This window comes from Paracoccus alcaliphilus (genome assembly GCF_028553725.1).
GTDB classification, from domain to species: domain Bacteria; phylum Pseudomonadota; class Alphaproteobacteria; order Rhodobacterales; family Rhodobacteraceae; genus Paracoccus; species Paracoccus alcaliphilus.
The window spans coordinates 1,252,982-1,273,598 of record NZ_CP067124.1 but is presented as its reverse complement, the minus strand read 5'-3'; the positions used below and the strand labels follow the sequence as shown (position 1 = coordinate 1,273,598).

12 protein-coding genes are annotated in these 20,617 nt (G+C 67.3%); 3 read left to right on the top strand and 9 right to left on the bottom strand.

Annotation, left to right across the window (positions count from 1 at the left end; all coding sequences use genetic code 11):
• Window positions 1-23: 23 nt before the first annotated feature.
• Together JHW40_RS06480 and JHW40_RS06475 are read left to right on the top strand one after the other, a co-directional pair.
• The gene (locus tag JHW40_RS06480; RefSeq protein ID WP_090610652.1) at window positions 24-3,341 is read left to right on the top strand and encodes a hypothetical protein; all 3,318 of its coding nucleotides are present in this window, start codon (window positions 24-26) and stop codon (window positions 3,339-3,341) included.
• 189 nt (window positions 3,342-3,530) lie between these two features.
• Window positions 3,531-7,979: an eCIS core domain-containing protein gene (locus JHW40_RS06475; protein WP_090610651.1), complete on the top strand. Its 4,449-nt coding sequence runs from the start codon at window positions 3,531-3,533 to the stop codon at window positions 7,977-7,979.
• Window positions 7,980-8,006: 27 nt separating this feature from the next.
• Here the strand turns inward: JHW40_RS06475 and JHW40_RS06470 are convergent, their stop codons facing one another.
• Window positions 8,007-9,083 (bottom strand): ABC transporter substrate-binding protein, encoded by a 1,077-nt coding sequence (locus tag JHW40_RS06470; protein WP_090610650.1) that lies wholly within the window; start codon window positions 9,081-9,083, stop codon window positions 8,007-8,009.
• A 116-nt stretch (window positions 9,084-9,199) separates the two neighbouring features.
• Window positions 9,200-10,432, bottom strand: coding sequence for an aminopeptidase P family protein (locus JHW40_RS06465; RefSeq protein WP_090610649.1), 1,233 nt, complete (start codon window positions 10,430-10,432; stop codon window positions 9,200-9,202).
• A gap of 116 nt (window positions 10,433-10,548) precedes the next feature.
• On the opposite strand from JHW40_RS06465, the gene JHW40_RS06460 reads away from it, so the two are divergent.
• Window positions 10,549-11,448 (top strand): LysR substrate-binding domain-containing protein, encoded by a 900-nt coding sequence (locus tag JHW40_RS06460; protein ID WP_090610769.1) that lies wholly within the window; start codon window positions 10,549-10,551, stop codon window positions 11,446-11,448.
• A gap of 4 nt (window positions 11,449-11,452) precedes the next feature.
• Here JHW40_RS06460 and JHW40_RS06455 read toward each other — a convergent pair whose 3' ends face one another.
• The 7 genes from JHW40_RS06455 to JHW40_RS06425 are packed head-to-tail and all read right to left on the bottom strand — an operon-like array spanning window position 11,453 to window position 20,616.
• On the bottom strand, window positions 11,453-13,174 hold the full coding sequence (locus tag JHW40_RS06455) for an acetyl/propionyl/methylcrotonyl-CoA carboxylase subunit alpha (protein WP_090610648.1): 1,722 nt from the start codon (window positions 13,172-13,174) through the stop codon (window positions 11,453-11,455).
• Window positions 13,171-14,742 (bottom strand): 5-oxoprolinase subunit B/C family protein, encoded by a 1,572-nt coding sequence (locus tag JHW40_RS06450; RefSeq protein WP_090610647.1) that lies wholly within the window; start codon window positions 14,740-14,742, stop codon window positions 13,171-13,173. The genes JHW40_RS06455 and JHW40_RS06450 overlap by 4 nt, the downstream gene beginning before the upstream one ends.
• A gap of 17 nt (window positions 14,743-14,759) precedes the next feature.
• Window positions 14,760-15,521, bottom strand: coding sequence for a LamB/YcsF family protein (locus JHW40_RS06445; RefSeq protein ID WP_090610768.1), 762 nt, complete (start codon window positions 15,519-15,521; stop codon window positions 14,760-14,762).
• Between the two features lie 4 nt (window positions 15,522-15,525).
• Window positions 15,526-17,253, bottom strand: coding sequence for a M14 family zinc carboxypeptidase (locus tag JHW40_RS06440; RefSeq protein WP_090610646.1), 1,728 nt, complete (start codon window positions 17,251-17,253; stop codon window positions 15,526-15,528).
• The gene (locus JHW40_RS06435) at window positions 17,250-18,101 is read right to left on the bottom strand and encodes an ABC transporter permease (protein WP_090610645.1); all 852 of its coding nucleotides are present in this window, start codon (window positions 18,099-18,101) and stop codon (window positions 17,250-17,252) included. Before JHW40_RS06435 ends, JHW40_RS06440 begins: the two co-directional genes overlap by 4 nt.
• Before the next feature lie 3 nt (window positions 18,102-18,104).
• Window positions 18,105-19,028 (bottom strand): ABC transporter permease, encoded by a 924-nt coding sequence (locus JHW40_RS06430; protein ID WP_090610644.1) that lies wholly within the window; start codon window positions 19,026-19,028, stop codon window positions 18,105-18,107.
• Between the two features lie 58 nt (window positions 19,029-19,086).
• Window positions 19,087-20,616: an ABC transporter substrate-binding protein gene (locus JHW40_RS06425; RefSeq protein ID WP_090610643.1), complete on the bottom strand. Its 1,530-nt coding sequence runs from the start codon at window positions 20,614-20,616 to the stop codon at window positions 19,087-19,089.
• Window position 20,617: the final 1 nt, after the last annotated feature.

Below are 20,617 nucleotides of genomic sequence, written 5' to 3'. Positions count from 1 at the left end.
GCGGATGACAGGGAGGACAGGCCATGGAAGGGGACTTTTCGCGCGGACACCGGCCTGACGCCAAGCGGGGACGGGATTACAGGCGGGTGCTGCCGCGACAGGGCGCGCCGATCCTCGACAGCGACCTGCATGCGCTGATGGATGCCAGCGACCGGATCGACCGGCAGGGGCTGGCCCATGTGGCCTGCGACAGCGGCGCGACTGATCTGGGATTCTTCGTGACGCCGGGGCGGCTGCTGGCGATGTTCGACCCGGTGCTGGGGCAGATGCCGCAGGTGGCAGGCGGGGCCAGCGCGGTGCGGGATTTCTCGCGCCGGTATCTGCAGCGGCTGCCGGGCTTGCAGATCAATGGCGGCGCGGGCACGGTGACCATCCCGCTGCGCGATCCGCTGGACGCGCCGACCCCCTGCCGGGTCTGGATGCGCGCCGATCAGGCGGTGACGGTCAGCGTCGCAGGCACCCCCGTCAACATCCCGGCGGGCGGCGATTACGCGCCATTCCCGGTCACGCTGAACGGCGCGCAGACCGTGTTCGCCGCCGGCCCGCAGCCCTGCTGGCTGGCCCTGATCGAGACCGAGGCCCCCGCAGATGCCGCCGCCGTGCTGCATTGGTGCGCGGGCGGCTTTCAGATCGGCGGGCTACTGGCCACCGCATCCGATGCCGTCTGGCCCGACCTGACCGGCCCGGCGGCGGATCAGTTGCGCGCGGCCTCGGGCGGGGCGGTCGGATCGCGGCTTGCGGCCTATCTGGAACTGTCCGAACGTGTCGTCACCGCCGTCGAGGATCCCGGCTTGCGCGAACAGGCGCTGGGGCCGGGGCGCGAGACGACCAGCCGCTCGGAACTGGTGGCGCAGGTCAAGCTGGCCCCTGTCACCGGCCTGGCCGAGCCCGCCGCCATCGCCGGGGCCTTCGCCCGCGTGAGCCTGCCGACGGGCCGCGTCAGTTTCGGGACCAGCGCGGGCACTGCCGCCGCCGATCCCTGCGATCTGCCGGTGCCGGGCGGCTACAGCGGCACGGAAAACCGGCTGTATCGGCTGGCGGTGCATGAGGTCACGACCGGGGCGGGTGCGCTGACCCGGTTCAAATGGTCGCGCGACAATGCGGCGGGGCTGTGGCCCTGCACACTGATGCCCGACCAGCCGCCGGGCGCGGCCGTCACCCATATCCGCATCGGCGTGAACGACCCGCTGCGGGCGGGTGATCTGGTCGAGCTGACCTCGGACGCGATCGAACGTGGCGATGCCGCACCCGGCGCGGTCAATGCCCTTGGGTTTCGCCGTCCGCAACGGATGCAGGGGATGCTGTTCCGGCTGGACGGCGGCGATGTCGTCGCCGGATCGCTGCGCGAATTCCGGCTGCTGGATGCGCTGACGGAAACCCCCGCGCCGCCCTTCGACCCCGCGCCCTTGGGGGATGAGGGGCTGAAACTGCGGCTGTGGTCGGGCATTCTGGAACGCCCCGGCACCGGCGCGGCCACCCTGCCGCTGGAGGACGGGCTGATCGCCGAAATCGACGGCGCGTTCGAGCCGGGCGACTGGTGGCAGGCCGAGGCCCGCGTGCTGGCCCCGCAGGCCAACGGCCCCGCCGTCACCACCGCCCACGGCCCCGAACGCCTGTTCGCGCCGCTGGCCCTGCTGGAACGCGACGCGGCCGCCACGCCGATGATCCTGCGCGCATGGCTGGACAGCCGCAGTCGCAAGCTGTGCCAGCAAGAGGCCGATTTCACCGCCTATGACGGCACCCGCGTCGGCACCGGGGCCGATACCGTGCAAGAGGCGCTGGACGAGCTGTTCCTGCGCCTGTCGGACGGTTGCGGCGAAATCGCGGTGCCGCCCGGCGCCCCGGTCCAGACGGTGATCGACACGATCCCGGCGGATGGCAATGCCCGCATCTGCCTGAACGCGGGCGTGCGCGATCTGACCGAAACCATCGTGGTGGCCGACAAGGGCGACCTGATCGTCGGCGGCATCGGGCCGGGCACGATCCTGCGCGGCAACCTGCGCCGGATCATCCGCTTTGAACGCTGCCGCTCGGTCGATCTGCGCGATTTCGCGGTCGAGGCGATGGCGGCGGGCGATGGCGCGGTGATCGATTTCGTCGATTGCGCCGAGGTACGGCTGGACCAGATCCGCGTGACGGCGGCCGGCCTTGACGGACCCGGCCCCTCGGCCATCCGGCAGGTCTCGGCACCGGGCCGCCCGACCCGCACATTCGCCATGCGGCGCTGCACGCTGAGCCTTGGGCAATTCGACAGCGGCGTCACCGCCGCCGATCCCGGCCATGCCGAGATCTGCGACAACGTGATCGCCACCCGGCCCGAGGTCTTTGCCTTCGACGCCGATCTGGCCCTTGGGGCCGAGACCCTGCGCGCCACCGGCGAGGTGCTGATCGACCGCATCACCCTGCACCGAGGCGATGGCGGCTTCGATTTCGTCGGCAGCCCGGTCTTTTCCTTCGCCTCGCCGCACGGCCCGCCCATCGTCGCGCGCCACGGTATCGTCATGGCGAACGGCATCTGGGGCCGCGATACGCTGAGCTTCACCACGCATGTCTCGCTTGACGCGCAATTGTGGGAGCGGATCGCCAGAGCAAACCAACCCCCCGGCGGCGGCACCTTCCCGCCCGAGATCATGGACAATTACCTGCGCGACTTCCGCCAGAACCTTGCCCGCGCGGTGTTCGGCCTCGCTTCGCCCGTGACCATCCCGACCGGCATGGGACCGTCGTTCCAGCCCCTGCGCGACGGGCTGATCGCCACCAATGCGGTGACACATGGCCGCACCGGGATCACGGTCGCCGCCTCTCGTGGGCCGGTACGGAGCAAGGCGCTGCCGCGCCCGGTCGCCGCGCTGCTGACACAGCCGGGGCAAGGCGCGCGCATCCGGGGCAACCGGATTTCGGGCTTTACCCAGGGGATCCGCGTCGCCGGATCCACGCGCCAGCAGTCGAATTTCGTGTTCCTGCATGCGGTCGAGGTGCAGGACAACCGCATCGGGCTGCGCCTGCCGTGGCAGGCCCGCCAGCGCGGCGGCATCTGGATCGGCAGCACCCTGTCGGCGCGGATCAACGGCAACCAGATCATCGACCCCGCCTATATGCCGCTGGCGGATGGCGAAGGGCCGATCGGACTGGATTGCGACGGCATCCGCCTGTGGGGCTGGTTCGGCCCGCTGGTCGAGGTCCGGGGGAATTTCTGCCACGGCACCTCGGTCGGGATCCGCTGGGTCAGCCTTGGAAATGACGAACCAAGCTGGGGCCGCCCCGACATCTTCATCGGCGCTTTCGCCGACAATGCCTATTCGGGTCCGGGCCTGCCCAGCCGCCCCACGACCCTGCCCTGAGCGGAGATATGCTTTGGAAAAGGACCGCGGAAATGCTAGGCTGAAGGGGACCTCGATCCGGGAAGCCGCGTTCGAGTCGTCGATGACTGGTCGGCAATTGCCGAAGGGTTCAAGTCCCTGGAAGTGGATCATTCGCAGGTTTGGTCCACTTCCGCCCATCCGCGCATCGCATCAGGCGGAGGGCGCGGGATGAAGACCAGAACCGGCCCCGTTTCAACCCCTTCCGTCACAGCCTCGCGCAGCCCGGCCCCTGCGCCTGCACCCGCACCGCCTGCCCATGACAGCACCCCACAGCCGCTGAACGCGCTGCAACGCAGCCTTGTCGGCGGCGCGGCCCTGCCCGCGGATCTGCGCACGCGGATGGAGACGGGCTTTGGCGCTTCATTCACCGATGTGCGCATCCATACCGGTGGCGCGGCGGCGCAGGCGACGGGGCGGATGCGGGCCGAGGCGCTGACCTCGGGGCGCGATATCGCCTTTGCGCCGGGCCGCTATCAGCCGGGATCGAAGGCGGGCGACAGCCTGATCGCGCATGAGCTGGCCCATGTCGTGCAGCAGCGCCGTTCGGGCGGCGGCGGCGCGGTGCAGGCGAAATCGCTGATCTCGAATCCCGGAGAGGCTGCCGAAAGCGCCGCCGACACCGCCGCCGCAACCGTGCTGGCCGGGGGGCGGGCGCAGCTCGGCGCGGCGGGTCAATCGCTGCGGGGCCGGATCATGCGCCGCGCGCTGGCCGGGGCGGCGCCCTTTGCCTCGCGGGCGATGACGCAGGCCCCGGCCCGTCCGGGTGCCGTCGCGCCGGGATCGGTGCCGGTGCTGACGCCGGTGATGACCTCGCAGGTGTCGGCGGCGGGCGGGCGTATCTCGGGCCTGACCAAGCCCGGCGCCGCTGCCCCCGCCACCAAGGCCCCCGACGAGGCCCAGACGGCGCGCGGCGGCACCGGGGCCGAGGCGAAACCTGCCCCTTCGGTTACCATCGCCGGTGCGTCTGCCGGGGCGGGCGAAGCCGCCGCCACGCAGGGCACGCCCAAGAAGATGGCCAGGGACGCGCCGAAGCCAGAGACGGAAAAGCCGAAGGCCAGATCCGCGCCGGGCAAGGGCGGTGCGCGGGCGCAACGCGGCGGCAGGGGTGGCGGCGCGGCAAAGCGTTTCGGTCAGGACCTTGGCGACCGGGGCGAGGCTGCGGCTGACGAGGCCCGACAGCGCCTGGCCCGCCGCGCCGAAGCCTTGCAGGTGAACGAAGGCGCGGATACGCGGATCGAGGCGGCGCGGGCAGCGGCGGAACCCGCCCCGAACGCCGCCGAGGCCGATGGGCAGGGTCAGCAGGCGGCCGCCCTGTCCGGGGCCGATATTCCCGCCCCCGATGCGGCGGCGGCACAGCAGCGGGCGGGGGCGGCGCTGGCATCCGCCGCGCCTTCAACCATCGAAGAGCTGGACAATTTCGCCGGTCCCGGTGGCGCGGGCACCCGTCAGCGGATCAGCCAGCAGGTCGGCGCCGAGGCCAGCCAGCAGGCCGCCCCGGTGCAATCCTCGATGGCGGGGGTGCAGAACCCGCCGCAGGGTGCCGCGCCGCCCCCTGCCGTGCCGCAAACCGAACCCGTCGCGGCGCCATCGACCCCCGCCCCCGGCCTGACCGGGGCGGCCCCCGCGCCGGTGCCCGAGGAATCGCTGGACGCCAGCGAATTCCGCGAATCCGCCGATGCGGCGCTGGCCGAACATGACGTGGACGACGCCACGCTGGCCAAGGCCGAGGAAGGCCCCCTGCGCGCCATCGGCGACGACAAGGACGAATTGAACGAAAACGTGGACAGCGCCGCATCCAACGCCCGCGCGACCGAATCCGCCGCCACGCAAGAGGCCGCGGCGGGGCTGGCCGCGACCGAAGCCGACAGCACCGCCGACATGGAGGCCGGGCGCGATGCCGCGCAGGAGGCGGTCAGCGGCGAACAGACCGGCGCCCGCTTGGGCGAAGAGACCGGCGCCCGCACGCTGGCCGAACAGATCAACGCCACCTATACCACCGCCGAAGGGCAGGTGAACGCCAGGCTGGGCACGCTGGAAAGCGATGCAGTGCAGGGCTTTCGCGACCGTCAGGGCCAGCGGCTGGAGAGCTTTGCCTCGGGCGTGCGCGCCGATCTGGAAGCGTTCAAGTCGCGGCGCTATTCGGGGGCGCGGGGGCTTTACAACCGGGCGCGGGACTGGGTGCTGTCGATCAACAGCCTGCCCGAGGTCAAGGCGCTTTATGACCGTCACCGCAGCCAGTATATCGCCGATATCGACGCCCTGCTGGCCGGGATCCGGACCAGCATCCAGCGCACCATCGACGAATGCAAGACGATCCTGTCCGAAGCAAAGACCGCCATCGACCAGCTGGCCGAGACGAACAAGGGCAACCTTGATGCCGAGGCACAGGCGGCGCTGACCCGCGCCCGGACGCAGTTTCAGGCGATGGAAAGCCGCATCGAGGCCACGCAGCGCAGCGCACTGGCCGCGCTGGACCGCGAACGCGAACGGGCAATCCGCGAGATGGACGCGAAACTGGCCGAGATCCAGGCCGAGAATGCCGGGCTGGTCGATCGCATCGCCGCCGCGATCAAGGCAATCGCGGATGCCTTGGGCGAATTCATGGCCCTGCTGGCGCGGGTGACGCGGATGGGGGTCGGGCGCTTTCTGTCCGCCGCCGGATCGCAGGCGCAGGAGGGCGTAAAGAACCACCTGTGGGATTCGCTGAAAGAGGCCTTCAAGCAATGGTTCTTCAACAAGGTGCCGGGCCTGCAACTGCTGATGAACCTGCCGCCCAACTGGGTCGAGATGCTGACCGCGCTGGCCTCCAGCATGATCGGCCTGATCACCGAGAACCTGCCCGCCCTGATGCCCGCCATGGCGGCGGCGGCAATGACATGGCTGGCGGTTCAGCTGGCGCTGAAGCTGATTCCGGGCGCGGGCGCGATCATGGCGGTGATCGACGCCATCCGCGCGGCATGGTCGCTGGTGCAATCGCTGTTTTCCGCCGCCCGGGCGTTTCTGGAATTCGTCATGCAGGTCGCGGCGCCGGGCAATGGCGCGGCGGCCTTTGCGCGCGCGCTGGCGCATGGCATCGTCGCGGCGGTGGACATGGTGCTGACCTTCCTTGGCATCGACGCGCTGATCCGCCGCCTGCTGGGCGCCATCGCCCGCCCCTTCGGCCGCATCATCGCCCGCATCCAGCAGCGTTTCCGCCAATATATGGCAAGGCGACGGGCGCGGCGACAGGCCGGGCAGCGCCGCCGCGCCAGACGTGACGACGGGCGCGACGCGCCGGGATCGGGCAATCGCCGACGCGGCGCCGCGGCGGATGCGCGCCGCCGCCAGCGCGCGTCCGACCGCCGCCGCGCAAGGCGCAACCAGCAGCGGGACCGCAATCGCGATCGCCGGCGCGAGACCCCCGACGCCCGCCGCAGACGGGAACGCGAGCGCCGCAATCTGGAGCGGCTGAACCGCGCCAAAGCGGCGATCGACCCGGCGGTGCGGCGGCTGTTGCGCAACGGCGCGTCACGCACAAGGCTGTCGTTGCAGATGACCTATTGGCGGTTGCGCTGGCGGCTGACGACGCTGGCGCTGACCGGGCGCAGCATCCGGCTGTCGATCAACCCTTCGACCGAACTGACCGCCCGCATCGAAGAGATCGACGCCCAGCAACTGGGCGGCATGCTGGAACCCATCCTGCGCGAGGCGGAAGATCGGTTCTTCCAGCAACGCTATGCCGCCAACCCGGAATTGCGCCGGAACATCGAGGGCGAACTGGGCACGGCGCGCAGGACCGGATCGGTCAATTCCAGCCTTGCCGATGCGGATCGGGTCCAGCTTTATCGCGGGATTGCCGAAACGCCGATGCAGCATCGATACACGTCGGTCAATGTGAACCGGACCATGGCCGCGGTCGGCAGCGAACCCGCCCGCAGCTTTCCGGTGCAGTCGCGCTTTACCGACAACCCCGCCGCCCCCTGGGCGGTGCGGCCGGGCGAGGTCAGGCATGGCGGCTCTTATTCCGCGATCCAGAACCGGATGAACCGGCCCGGTCGGGGTGGTCCGCTGGGAGTGGGAACCTATCTCGGTCAGCGCCGGGGCAAGACGGATCCGGCATGGGCGGGTGTGCGCTCGGCCGAGATCCGGCTGATGGAGGCGGCGCGCGGCCCGGGTCAGTTCGCGACGCAGAACCTTGCCAGCGGACTGATCGGGGCCACGGCCTTCAGCCCCGAAGGAATGGCCGCGACCCGTGCGGGCGCCAGCAGCCTGCCCGAACGCCTTGCCGGCACGGGCGACCTGAATTTCGCCGTCGGTCAGGGCACCGGGCGGACGATGGATTACGACGCCGGACGGCGCAGCGACAGCGCCGGGCCCAATGCCGCGCAGAACCGCGCGCGCAGACGCATTTCCACCGCCGAGCTGATGCGGACCATCAATCGCGTGCGTCCCGCCATCCTCAGCACCGCGGGCGAGCGCGGGGCGGCGTTGAACCATATCCGCACTCAGTTCCGCAATTTCATGCGCGCAGCAATGGCCGCCCAGCAGGGTCTTGGCCGCGCCGGGGCCGAGGACCGCACCCGCGAACAACTGATCGCAGCCGTGGCAGCCTTCATGCACCTGCAGAACCGCACCTGAGGCGCGGTCCCTCGATGCCCGGCGTCGTCAGCTGGCGGTCAGCCAGGAACTGAAGCGTTCGATCAGTTCGCTTTCGTGATCCACCCAGAAATCATAAGACGACCCAAGCGCGTTGGTCATGTTCTCGGGGCTGGTCGGCATATGCGGGGCCATCTCGGTCTTGCCATCGTGATAGAGGCCGACCAGACCGGCCGAGGATTGCCGCGCCGGGCCATAGCTGATCCATTGCGCCTGATCCGCCAGCCGCTGGGTGTCGGTCGCGAACTTGATGAACTCCATCGCTCCTTCGGGATTCGGGGCGCCCTTTGGGATGGCGAACAGGTTGTATTCATAGACCTGCCCGTCCCAGACGATCTCGAACGGCTTGTCCTCGGTCACGGCGGCGTTGAAGATCCGGCCGTTATAGGCGGCGGTCATCACCACCTCTCCATCGGCCAGCAACTGCGGCGGCTGGGCGCCGGTTTCCCACCAGACGATATCGCGCTTGATCGTGTCCAGCTTGGCAAAGGCGCGGTCGATCCCCTCATCGGTGGACAGCAGATCATAGACCTGATCCGCCGGCACGCCATCGGCCATCAGCGCCATTTCCAGCAACGCCTTGGGCGCCTTTTTCACGCCGCGCTTGCCGGGGAATTTCTCGGTATCGAAGAAATCCGCGATGGTCTGCGGCACCTCGTCGGGGAACTTCGTCGAATCATAGGCATAGATCGTCGAAAACACGATCGAGCCGACGGCACATTCGCTAAGCCCCTGCGGCAGGAAATCATCGGTTGCGGGGGTGCCGTCCGGGGCGGGGGGCAGCACCGAGGGGTCGATTTCCTCCAGCATGCCCTCGTCGCACAGGCGGACCGCATCGGCATATTCGACATCGACCACATCGGCGGTGACATTGCCCGCCTCGACCTGCGCCTTGATCGGCGTCGCCGGATTGTCGCTGTCCACCGAGACGATATTGATGCCGGTCTGGGCGGTGAAGGGCTTGTGATAGGCCTCGACCTGGCTGTGGGCATAGGTGCCACCCCAGGAGATGATGGTGATGCTTTCCGCCCCGCTGGCGGTGGCCACCAGCGTCAGCGCGGTGGTGAGACTGAGATATTTCTTCATGTCGTGTTTCCCGTGTTGGATGTTTCATTGGCCGCATCATTGGCGGCGGGCAGCCCTTCGTTCGGGGCCGTTGAAGCAACAGGGGCGCCGCTTTGATCGCGCCGCCCCCCCTGATCCTAGCTGGCGGCCCTGACCTTCGGCCCCACGATCAGATGTTCGGGGCCATAGGGAAAGCCGGTGATGTTGCGGTTGCCGTCTTCGGTGATGACAAGCACGTCATGTTCGCGATAGCCGCCCGCGCCGGGCAGGTGATCGGGGATGGTGATCATCGGCTCCATGCTGATGACCATGCCGGGTTCCAGCACGGTGTCGCAATCCTCGCGCAGTTCCAGCCCGGCCTCGCGCCCATAGTAATGGCACAGCACGCCAAAGCTGTGACCATAGCCGAAGCTGCGATATTGCAGCAGGTTCTCGGCCGCATACATCTCGTTCAACTCGCGGGCGATATCGCTGCACCGGTTGCCCGGCACCAGCAATTCCTTGCCGCGATCATGGATCTTGCAGTTGAACGCCCACAGCCGCAGATGCTGGTCCGAGGCCGTTTCGGCAAACAGCGTGCGTTCCAGCGCGACATAGTACCCCGCGACCATCGGAAAGCAGTTCAGCGACAGGATATCGCCCCTCTCGATCCGCCGCGAGGTGACCGGGTTATGCGCGCCGTCGGTGTTCAGCCCGGACTGGAACCACGTCCATGTGTCCAGCAATTCCGCATGGGGCCAGATGCGGGCGATCTCTCGCACCATGGTGGCGGTGGAATGCAGCGCGACCTCGTGTTCCGGCACGCCGACCTGAACCGCCTCGACCACCGCCGCGCCGCCGATATCGGCGGTGCGGGTCATCTTTTCGATATGGGCGATCTCTTCGGGCGATTTGACCATGCGCAGCCGCATCGCGGGCTGGGCGATATCGACGAATTCCATATGGGGGAATTCGGATTTCAGCTGGTTCAACAGGTCGATATTCACATGGTCGAACTCGATCCCCAGCCGTTTCACGCCGCCTGTCAACTGCCGGATGGCGTGAAAATAATTGTCCTTCTGCCAGTCGGTATAGGTCAGGTTGCGCCCGCCGAAGGTGCGCCGCCAAGGCTGGCCGCCGTCGATCCCGGCGCTGATCGAGGTCATCACCTGATGATCGACCAGCAGCCCATAGCGCCGCCCGAACTGGCAATACAGGAAATCCGCGTAATAGTTGATGTTGTGATAGCTGGTGAACAGCGCCGCATCGACGCCCTGATCCGCCATCGCCTTGCGGATACCGTCCAGACGCCGCTGCATCTCTGCCGCCGAAAAGGTGGGCTGCACCTGCGCGCCGTTGCCGACATAGTTCTGAAGCCGTTCCCGTTCCATGCCCTGATCCTGTGATGATGCCCGCACCGGGCCCCTGCCCTGACAGTCCGCCGAAGCTGGGGGCTTGTCAAAAGAGGGTTTTTCACGGCAACATGAGAAAAAATAATGTGCCCGATATGTCGTCACTTCTGCCGCTGAATGCCCTGCGCGCGTTCGAGGCCGTTATCCGCAACGGTTCCTTCAGCGCCGCCGCAGACGAGCTTTGCGTGACCCAAAGCGCCATAAGCCACCAGATCAGGCATCTGGAGGACTGGTTCGGTGCGCCGCTGTTCCTCCGCGACGGCAACCGCCCGCGTCCCGCGCCCCATGCAGAAGATCTGGCCCGCACGCTTTCGCTGTCTTTTGGGGAAATCCGGGCCGCCTGTCAGCGGGCAAAGAACCGCAGGATTTCTCAACCTCTGGTCGTTGCGGCGATCCCTTCGGTCGCGGTCTGCTGGCTGATTCCGCGGCTGGCGGGTTTTCGCAAGGCCCATCCGGCAATCGACATCCGCATCATCTATGCGATGCATGGCCACGACATCGACTTTCAGGATGTCCACCTTGCCTTCGTTTTCGCCAAAGGCATGCCCGCCCTGCCCGGTATCGGGGCAGAGCCCTTTCTGCCCGGCGACTCGGTTCCGGTATGCAGCCCGGCGCTGGCCGCGCGTCTTGGCGATGCCGATCCCGTGCAGGCGATGGCGTCACTGGGGTTGCTGCATGACACCGACCCCTCGGGCTGGCAGGAATGGTTCGACCGCGCCGGGCTGGGCGATGCCCCGCCCCCCGGTCCGGTTTTCGAGGATTTCAACCTGCTGCGCGCCGCCGCATTGTCCGGTCAGGGGGTGGCACTGTGCCCCGAGGCGATGATCCGGCAGGATCTGGAGGCCGGGCACCTGATCCGCCTGTCCCGCATCAGCGTGCTGGAGGAATACGGCTATTACCTGTTGTGGGGACCGCTGGCCGCCAACTCCATGCAGGCCCAGGCCAACGCCTTCCGCGACTGGGTCTTTGCCGAACGGGATGGCGGATCCGCGTGACGCGCTATGCCGGGGCGGGTCGTATCAGCCCCAGCCGCGCGCCTGCCGCAAGGGTTTCGCCGCTGGGGGCGATCCGGTGCAACTGCCCGGCCCGCCCGGCCGTGATCGGGGTTTCGGCCTTCATCGCCTCGATCACCGCGACGGCCTGACCGGGCGCGACGGTTTCGCCCTCGGCCACCAGCCATTTTTGCAGCAGGCAGGGCATCGGGGCAAGGATGTCACCATCATCGCCCGCCTCAACCGGCGGCGTGGTGTCATCGGCCCCGGGCATCTGCGCAAACAGCCCGGCAGGCAGGGCAAGGCTGTGCCGCCTGCCGTCAATCTCGACAAAGCTGCGGATCAGCGCCGGATCAGCGGGGGGGACGCGATCTGCGGGCGGCAGGCCGGAAAACTCGGTCTCGATCCAGTTGGTATGGACGCGAAAGCCGGTCTCGGCGGTAAAATCGGGTTCCTGCAGGATGGCGCGGTGGAAGGGCAGAACCGTGGCCGGACCCTCGATCACGAATTCCGACAGGGCGCGGCGGGCGCGGCGGATGGTGGTATCGCGATCCGGGCCGGTGACCACCAGCTTGGCCATCAGCGAATCATAAAGCGCCGATACGGTCGAGCCGGCCCCGACCCCGCTGTCCAGCCGGACCCCCGGCCCTTCGGGCGCGCGAAAGCGGCGGATCAGGCCCGGCGTCGGCAGAAAGCCACGGCCCGGATCCTCGGCATTGATGCGGAATTCGATGGAATGGCCAAGCGGTTGCGGGGTTTGCGTCACCGTCAGGGCCTCGCCATCGGCGATCCGCAACTGCCATGTCACGATGTCGATGCCGGTGGTTTCCTCGGTCACGCAATGTTCGACCTGCAACCGCGTATTGACCTCGAGGAAGGAAATCACGCCGTCCTGCGACATCAGGAACTCGACCGTGCCGGCACCGACATAGCCCGCATGGCGGCAGATATCGGCGGCGGCCTTGTGGATGCGGTCGCGCTGATCGGGGGTCAGGAAGGGGGCCGGGGCTTCCTCGACCAGCTTCTGGTTGCGGCGTTGCAGCGAACAGTCACGGGTGCCCAGAACGACGACATGACCATGCCGATCGGCCAGAACCTGCGCCTCGATATGGCGGGGGCGGTCAAGGAATTGCTCGGCATAGCATTCGCCGCGACCGAAGGCTTCGGTGGCCTCTCGGGTGGCGGCGTCGAACAGTTCGGCCACCTCGTCCATCTCGCGCGCGATCCTCATGCCCCGCCCGCCGCCGCCGAAGGCCGCCTTGATCGCGATGGGCAGGCCCACCTGCCGGGCGAAATCCACCGCCTCGGCCCCGCTGGTCAGCGGGCCGTCGCTGCCGCGCACCAGGGGCGCGCCGACCGCCTGCGCGATGCGGCGGGCCTCGATCTTGTCGCCCAGGGCGGCAATGACGGCGGGCGGAGGGCCGACCCAGACCATCCCGGCATCCAGAACCGCCTGCGCGAATTCGGGCCGTTCGGACAGAAAGCCATAGCCCGGATGCACCGCATCCGCGCCCGCGCGCCGCGCAATGCCGATGATCCGGTCGATATCCAGATAGGTTTCGCGGGCCCGACCCGTCCCCAGCCCCCATGCCTCATCCGCCAGTTCGGCATGCAGCGCCCCGGCATCCTCGTCCGAATAGATCGCGACCGAGGCCGCGCCATGATCCCGTGCCGCGCGGATGATCCGCAGAGCGATTTCGCCGCGATTGGCGACAAGCAGCTTTTTCATGGCTCAACTCTTGTGAAACTGGCGGGAATGGGGGTGAAGCGGACCTGCGCGCCTGCGGGCAGCTGCGCGGCAAGATCCAGATGATGGGCGGCCACCACGGCGATCACCGGATAGCCTCCGGTCAGCGGATGATCGGCCAGAAACAGCACCGGCTGGCCGCTATGCGGGATCTGGATGGCGCCGGGCACGGTGGCCTCGCTGGCCAGTTCGGCATCATCCCTGCGTTCGATCCGGCGATCCCCCTGCAACCGCTTGCCGACGCGGCTGCTTTCGGGCGTGACCTGCCAAAGCTGAGTCAGAAAGGTGTCGATGCCCTGCGGCGTGAACCAGTCGTCGCGCGGGCCGGGGACAATATCCAGCGTCACGGTTTCGCCTGCGGCAGGCAGGGGCGCGGCGGCGGGCGGCAGCGGATCGACCGCCAGCGCGTGACGGTGGGCCGCAACCAGCGCATCGCCGGGTTGCAGCGGCAAAGGCCCCAGCCGCGCCAGCGTATCGCAAGAGGCCGAGCCAAGCACCGGATCGACCCCGAACCCGCCGCGCAGCCCCAGATAGCTGTAAACACCGCGCGCGGGCAGCCCCAGCTGCAACTCGTCGCCCGCATCCATCGCAAAGGCGCGGCCAATGGGCGGATGCCAGTCACCTTTCGGGCCGCTGACCTTCAGCGGGCAAGGCGCGCCGCTGACCGCCACCGTCACCGGCTGATCGGCGCGGCAGGCGAAACCGCCGAAGGCGATCTCGACGGCGGCCATGTCGCGCGGATTGCCAAGGCAGCGGTTGAGCGCGTGCAGGCTGGCGCGGTCCGCCGCACCCGATTGCGACAGCCCCTGCCCGGCCAGACCGGGCCGCCCGTGATCCTGAAACAGCCCCGGACGGTCGGCGCGGGTGATGGTCAGCGCGGGTTCACCTGCGGGTGTGACCGGCGCGGGCGGCGCGGGATCGACCGCAACCGTCGCGCCTTTGGCCATGTCGCGGAACCGCACCCGATCTCCGGGCGCCAGCAGGGCCGGACGTTCCCGCGCCAGATCCCACATCCGCAGCGGGGTCCGGCCCAGCAACTGCCAGCCACCCGGACTGTCCGAGGGATAGATGCCGCCGAATTCGCCCGCCAGCGCCACAGATCCCGCCGGGATACGCACGCGCGGCGACTTGCGCCGTGGCACCACGATGTCGGGATCGTCGCAGGTCATATAGGCAAAGCCCGGCGCAAACCCGGTAAAGGCCACGGTATAAAGCGCATCCGTATGCCGCCCGATCAGTTCGGCGACGGACCAGCCCAGATGGGCCGCGACCTCGGCCAGATCCTCGCCGTCATAGTGAACCGGGATATCGAAAACCTGACCGGCGCGGGCCAGAGCCTGCCCGACCCGCAGCACGCAAAGCTGATCGGCCAATGCCGCAGCCGTCACCTGCAACGGATCGAAACGCAACAGAACGGTGCGCGCGCCGGGGATGATATCGCGCAGACCCGGCAGCCGGGCGGCCAGCAACGCATCCAGCAGCGCCAGCGCAGCGGGCAGGTCCGGCAACTCGACCAGCAGACTGTCCTGACCCGCAGGCAGGAAACGCATGTTCCGCGACCCTTCCGTCATGCGGCAAAGGCACCGGGGCGGATGCCCGCTGCCAGCAGATCGGCCCGCAGCCTTGTGGCGATGGCGACCGCCGCCGGGCTGTCGCCGTGAACGCAGATCGACTGCGCCTCCAGCCGGACCGGCGTGCCGTCCAGCGCAGTCACGACCCCGTCGCGGACCAGCCGCACCATCCGGGCCGAGATGTCCGCCGGGTCATGCAGCACCGCGCCGGGATGTTCACGCCCGACCAGCGTGCCATCGGGGTTATAGGCGCGGTCGGCAAATGCCTCGCAGATCACCCGCAGACCGGCATCGCGGGCGCGGGCCACGACCGGCGCGCCCGACAGCGCCAGCAGGGCCAGCCCCGGATCCGTGGCGCGGATCGCGGCAATGACCGCATCGGCCTGCCGCATGTCATGCGCCATCGTATTGTAAAGCGCGCCATGCGGTTTCACATAGCGCACCACGGTTCCCGCAGCCCGCGCCAGCCCCTGCAAGGCCCCGATCTGATAGAGGCAATCGGCGGTCAGTTCGTCGCTTGACGGTTCCATCCGGCGGCGACCGAAGCCCACCAGATCGGGGTAACCGACATGCGCCCCAACCGCGACATTTCGGTGGGCGGCCTCTTGCAACGTGCGCAGGATGCCCGAGGGGTCGCCCGCATGAAATCCGCAGGCGATATTGCCGCTGGTCACCACGGCCAGCATCGCGGCATCGTCGCCCATCCGCCACGGGCCGAAGCCTTCGCCAAGATCGCTGTTCAGGTCGATTTCCGTCATGGCGTCAGACCATCGCACCATTGGGAAACGACGCTTCGGGCAGTTCCTGAAGCGCGTCATAGGCGGCCAGCGCGGCGGCCATCTGCGCCTCGTGCGCGGCGCGGAAGGCGTCGTCATAGACCGTTTCGTCGGGATATTCGGTTATCAGCGTCATCGGCACCCGGTGGCGCGGATCATGGGAAATCAGCACCGGAAAGCCGTTCATGATCTCGAACCCGGTTTCCCCTGCGTGAAGCTCGAACAGCGCGATCTGGGCATCGTTGAAGGCGCGCAGGCCGGGCACGTCCTGCAAGCGGCGCGTGACGCCCTCCATCAGCCTGCGGGCCGGATCGTCCCAGCCCTGCGCGTGCCGCATGACCAGAAAGAAGCCCTTGGGCAGGGTCCAGACCTCGAACCCGCGCGGGACATAACCGCTGAGCGGGCGGGTCCATTCATGCGCCGGATAGCCGTGAAAGTTCAGGTGCAGCAGCGCATCGACGCGGGCCTCGGCCTGCAACCGGATGGCCTTTTCGAACAGCTGCTTACCCTCGCGATATTCCAGATCGTCACCCAGCGCGGTATAGCGGGCGGCATGGTGCATATGGCGCGGATTGTCCCCGATCAGCCGCTGATGCAGCGCATAGCCATCGGGGTTTTCCAGCGGCGACAGGGTGAAATGCGCCCCTTGCCGCATCATCAGCCGGTGCGCGGCACGCAGAACCCCCACCGGTGACGAGGTTTCATTGGCATGCTGCCCGGCCGAGATCATCACCGCCCGGTCGCTGCCCGGATGATGCAGCGCGACGACCGGACGGCCCGCGACCGACATGGCCTGAAACCGTTCGCCCGGTATCCGATCCAGTTCCGCCGCGATCTGCACCTGCGACAGCGCCCGCCCCGCCGTTTCCAGCGGCTGCATATGGGTCGAGAATGATGTGGCGTCATGGGGCCGCAGCTCGACCCGGACGGCGGGCGGACCATAGCGGATCTCGGGGACGATCTGGCCCGGCTGCAACCGCCGGTCGCCCATCGGACGGCCCGAGCGGATCTGGAACACCTCCAGCAGCGAGAAATAGAAATCCTCGTGCAGCGCCTCGGTCAGCGACAGAACCTCATCGCCGTGACCCAGATCCTCGTCCTGCGCGGGAAAGCTGACAGCGATGTTCAGTTCCGCGAAATAGGGCTCGGATTGCCAGGGCGCGGTCTTGATCGCCTCGACGGTCTGGTGGAACAGCGCCTCGTAATCGGTTTCCAGCGCGCTGCCCTCTCCGTCCGCGATCAGCCAGCCGCAGGGCGACAGCACCCGGTTGCCGGCGTGATCGGAATGGCTGCGATTGGGCGCCAGCACGCTCTGCTCGGTCTCGGTCCCGTCGGCATAGCCAAGCCGCAGGTGATACCGCGGCATATCACCGGTCGGCTCGCCCTCGGAGAACTCGAACGCGACATCGGGATAAAGCGCGGCCAGAGGATAGGTTTCCAACAGGAACCGCCGCGCCCCGGCATCGGGATGGCGCGGACAGGTGATGCGGGCGCGGATCAGCCCGCTGGTGCGGATTTCCTCGCGGAAGGCGCAGACCAGCGGCTTGTAGGCCGAACGGCAGATCGCCCGGATACCCTTTTCGGCAAAGAACTCGGCCTCGGCCCGGCGGCGGGTCTGGCGGTCGTCAAAGGTCCATGTCTCGACCCGCTCGGCCGTCAGGGTGCCGGTCAGCGTCTGAAGCGTGGGGGCAAAGCCCTGTTCGAACAGGATCAACGGTTCGTCCTTCCGGTCGGGTCCAGAATATCGCGCAGCCAGTCGCCCAGCAGGTTGAGACCAAAGACGGTCAGCAGGATCGCCATCCCCGGCACGACGGAGATCCACCATGCGGTTTGCAGATAGGTCCGCCCCTCGGCCAGCATCCCGCCCCATGACGGGATCGTCGGATCGACGCCAAGGCCAAGAAAGGTCAGCGAGCTTTCCAGCAGGATGTTGTTGGCGACATTCAGCGTCATCAGCACCACCACCGGCCCCAGCAGATTGGGCAGGATGTGACGCAGGATGATATTGCGGTCCGACACGCCGATGGCGCGGGCCGACAGCACGAATTCGCGTTCCCGCAGGCTGAGCACGGCAGCGCGCACCAGCCTTGCATATTGCACCCACTGGCTGACGATCAGCAGGATGATCGTATTGGTCAGCGACCCGCCAAGGATCGCGACGAAGGTGATCGCCAGCAGGATGAAGGGCAGCGCCAGCTGCACATCGGCAAAGCGCATCACGATCACATCCCAGATGCCACGATAATAGCCCGCGATCAGCCCCATGAACACGCCCAGCACGACCGAGCCCAGAACCGAGATGAAGCCCACCTGCAACGAGATCCAGCCGCCATTCGCGACGCGGGCCAGAATGTCGCGCCCCAGCGCATCGGTGCCGAAGATATGTTCGGGGTTCTGGAACGGCGGCACCAGCCGCGCCGACAGCGATATCTTGCCCGGATCGGCAAACAGCCAGCCCGACAGCAGCACCGCCCCGATGATGGTGACCATCAGCACCGCGCCCATCACCAGTTCCAGCGAGGCAAGCTTCCGGCGCGGGGATTTCTGAACAGTTGCACTCATGGCTTATTCGTTCCGTATGCGGGGATCGACAAGGCCATAGGCGATATCGACGGCCAGGTTCACCGCGACGATCAGCAGCGACAGGATCATGATCACCGCCTGCAACACCGGATAATCCCGCGCCGCGACCGCATCAAAGGCCAATGTGCCCATGCCGGGCCAGTTGAACACCCGCTCGATCACCACGATGCCGCCCAGAAGCCCGCCGAATTGCAGGCCGAAATAGGTGATCAGCGGGATGGCGCAGTTACGCAGCGCGTGTTTGTACAACACCTTGCTTTCCGACAGGCCCTTGGCGCGGGCGACCATGATATATTGCTGGTTCAGCGTCTCCAGCATGGTCGTGCGCACCAGCCGCACATTGGTCGCGGTCAGGATCACGCCCATGGTCAGGGCGGGCATGATGAAGCTCTCGAAGCCGCTCATCCCCGAAGGCGGCAGCCATTTCAGCGTGATGCCGAAGATCAGCACCAGCATCGTCGCCAGCCAGAAGTTGGGGAAGGACAGCCCGACCAGCGACAGGATGCGGATCAGCTGATCGGACCATTTGCCACGCGACACCGCCGCCTTGATCCCCAGCGGGATCGAGATCACGATGGACAGCAGCAGCGAGGCAAAGGCCAGCATCAGCGTTGCAGGCAGGGCCTTGTCGATCAGCAGATTGACCGGCGTGCCGCCCACGAAACTGTTGCCGAAGTCCCACAGCATCAGCCCCTTCAGCGAATTGAGATACTGGACAAGGAAGGGCTGGTTCAGACCCAGACCCTCGCGGATGCGGACCAGATCGGCCTCGGTGATATTGGTCGCGCCCTGCGCGATCATCAACGCGGGGTCGCCGGTCAGGCGGATGGCGAAGGCCACGATCAGGCTGACCGCCAGAACGACGAACACCGCCTGCAAGACCCGTTTCAATAAGAAGGTGATCACCTTGCGCTTCCTTGCCGGTTGGGCCTGCCCCCCGGACGCGCCGGAGGGCAGCGGATTGTCATTCCACCTCGACCGTGTTCAGCCGCATGCGGTTGTCGGGCGCCGGATCGAAGTTCCGCACCCGGTTGTTGACGCCATAGATCGCGTTCAGGTTATACAGCGGCATTTCCAGCGCACGATCGGCGGCATAGGCGGCGATTTCGCGCAGGATGCGCTCGCGCTCGGCCCGGTCGGTCAGCGGGCGCTGGCTTTCCAGCAGCGCATCCAGTTCGGGATCGCTGTCATAAGGGTTCCACTTCTCGCCTGTGTGATACATCGAATAGGCGGTGTTATCGTAATCGAAGGTCCAGCCGCCCCAGCTTTGCTGGAACATCGCGCCGGTCTTGCCCTGCGGGATGATGTCGTTCAGCAGCGTGTTCGTCTCGTATGGCGTGATCGTCGCGTTGATGCCGACGGTGGACAGATAGGCGGACACCGCCTGCGTCACTTCGCCAAAGCTCGCGTCATTGCCGCGGATATCGATCTGCACGGTCGCGCCCGGCTGCACGCCGGCCTCGGCCAGCAGTTGCGCGGCGGTTTCGGGGTCATAGGGCAGCGGCTCCAGATCGGGATCGAAGCCGAAGGACAGCTTGCCCTGAAGGCTGGCGATCACCTCGGCCTGTCCGCCAAGGATCTCGGTCACGATGGTGTCGCGATCCACCGCCATGATCATCGCCTTGCGGACGTTTTCATCGGCGGTGATGCCGTCGCGGGTGTTGAAGCGCAGCGAATAGACGGTCGGCCCCGGCGCGGTGGCCAGCGTCAGGTTCGGATCGGCCTCGATGGTCGGGATCATCGAGATCGGAATGGTCGGCGGAATCACCACATCCACACGGCCCGCCTGCAATTCGGCCACGGCGGTCGCGGGTTCGGTGATGAAGCGGAATTCCAGTTCGGACAGCTTCGCCTGATCGCCCCAGAAATCCTCAAAGGCTTCCATCTTCAGCGAGACCTTGGGATCATAGGACACGACCCGGAACGGGCCGGTGCCGACGGGGTTCAGGTTGAACTCCTGCTCGCTGACCTCGGAAACATATTTCGGCGGCACGATCATCGCGCCATAGCCCGCCAGCTTGGTCAACAGCACCGGATCGGGCGCCGACAAGTGGAAATCGACGGTGTAATCGTCGATGATCTCGACGCTTTCGATGGCGGTATAGTTCGACTGCTGCGGACCTTTCGCGCCCTCGTCGCCCAGCAGACGCTCGAAGGTGAATTTCACCGCCTCGGCGTTGAAGGGTTCGCCATTGTGGAAGGTCACACCCTGACGCAGCACAAAGCGGATGCGGGTGCCCTCGTCCAGTTCTTCCCAGGATTCGGCCAGCGCCGGGACCAGTTCCATATCCGGCCCGCGATAGGTCAGCCCGTCAAAGATATTGGTCGCGGCCGATGCCCAGTTCACCAGAAAGGTGTCGATCGGATCCCAAGAGCCGGGATCCTGCGGGCTGGACACGGTCAGCTTGCCTTCGGCCAGTGCGGGCACGGCCATTGCGGTCGTCGCCAGCAGGGCCGATGCGACGGCGGCTTTCAGTTTCGGGGTCAGTGACATC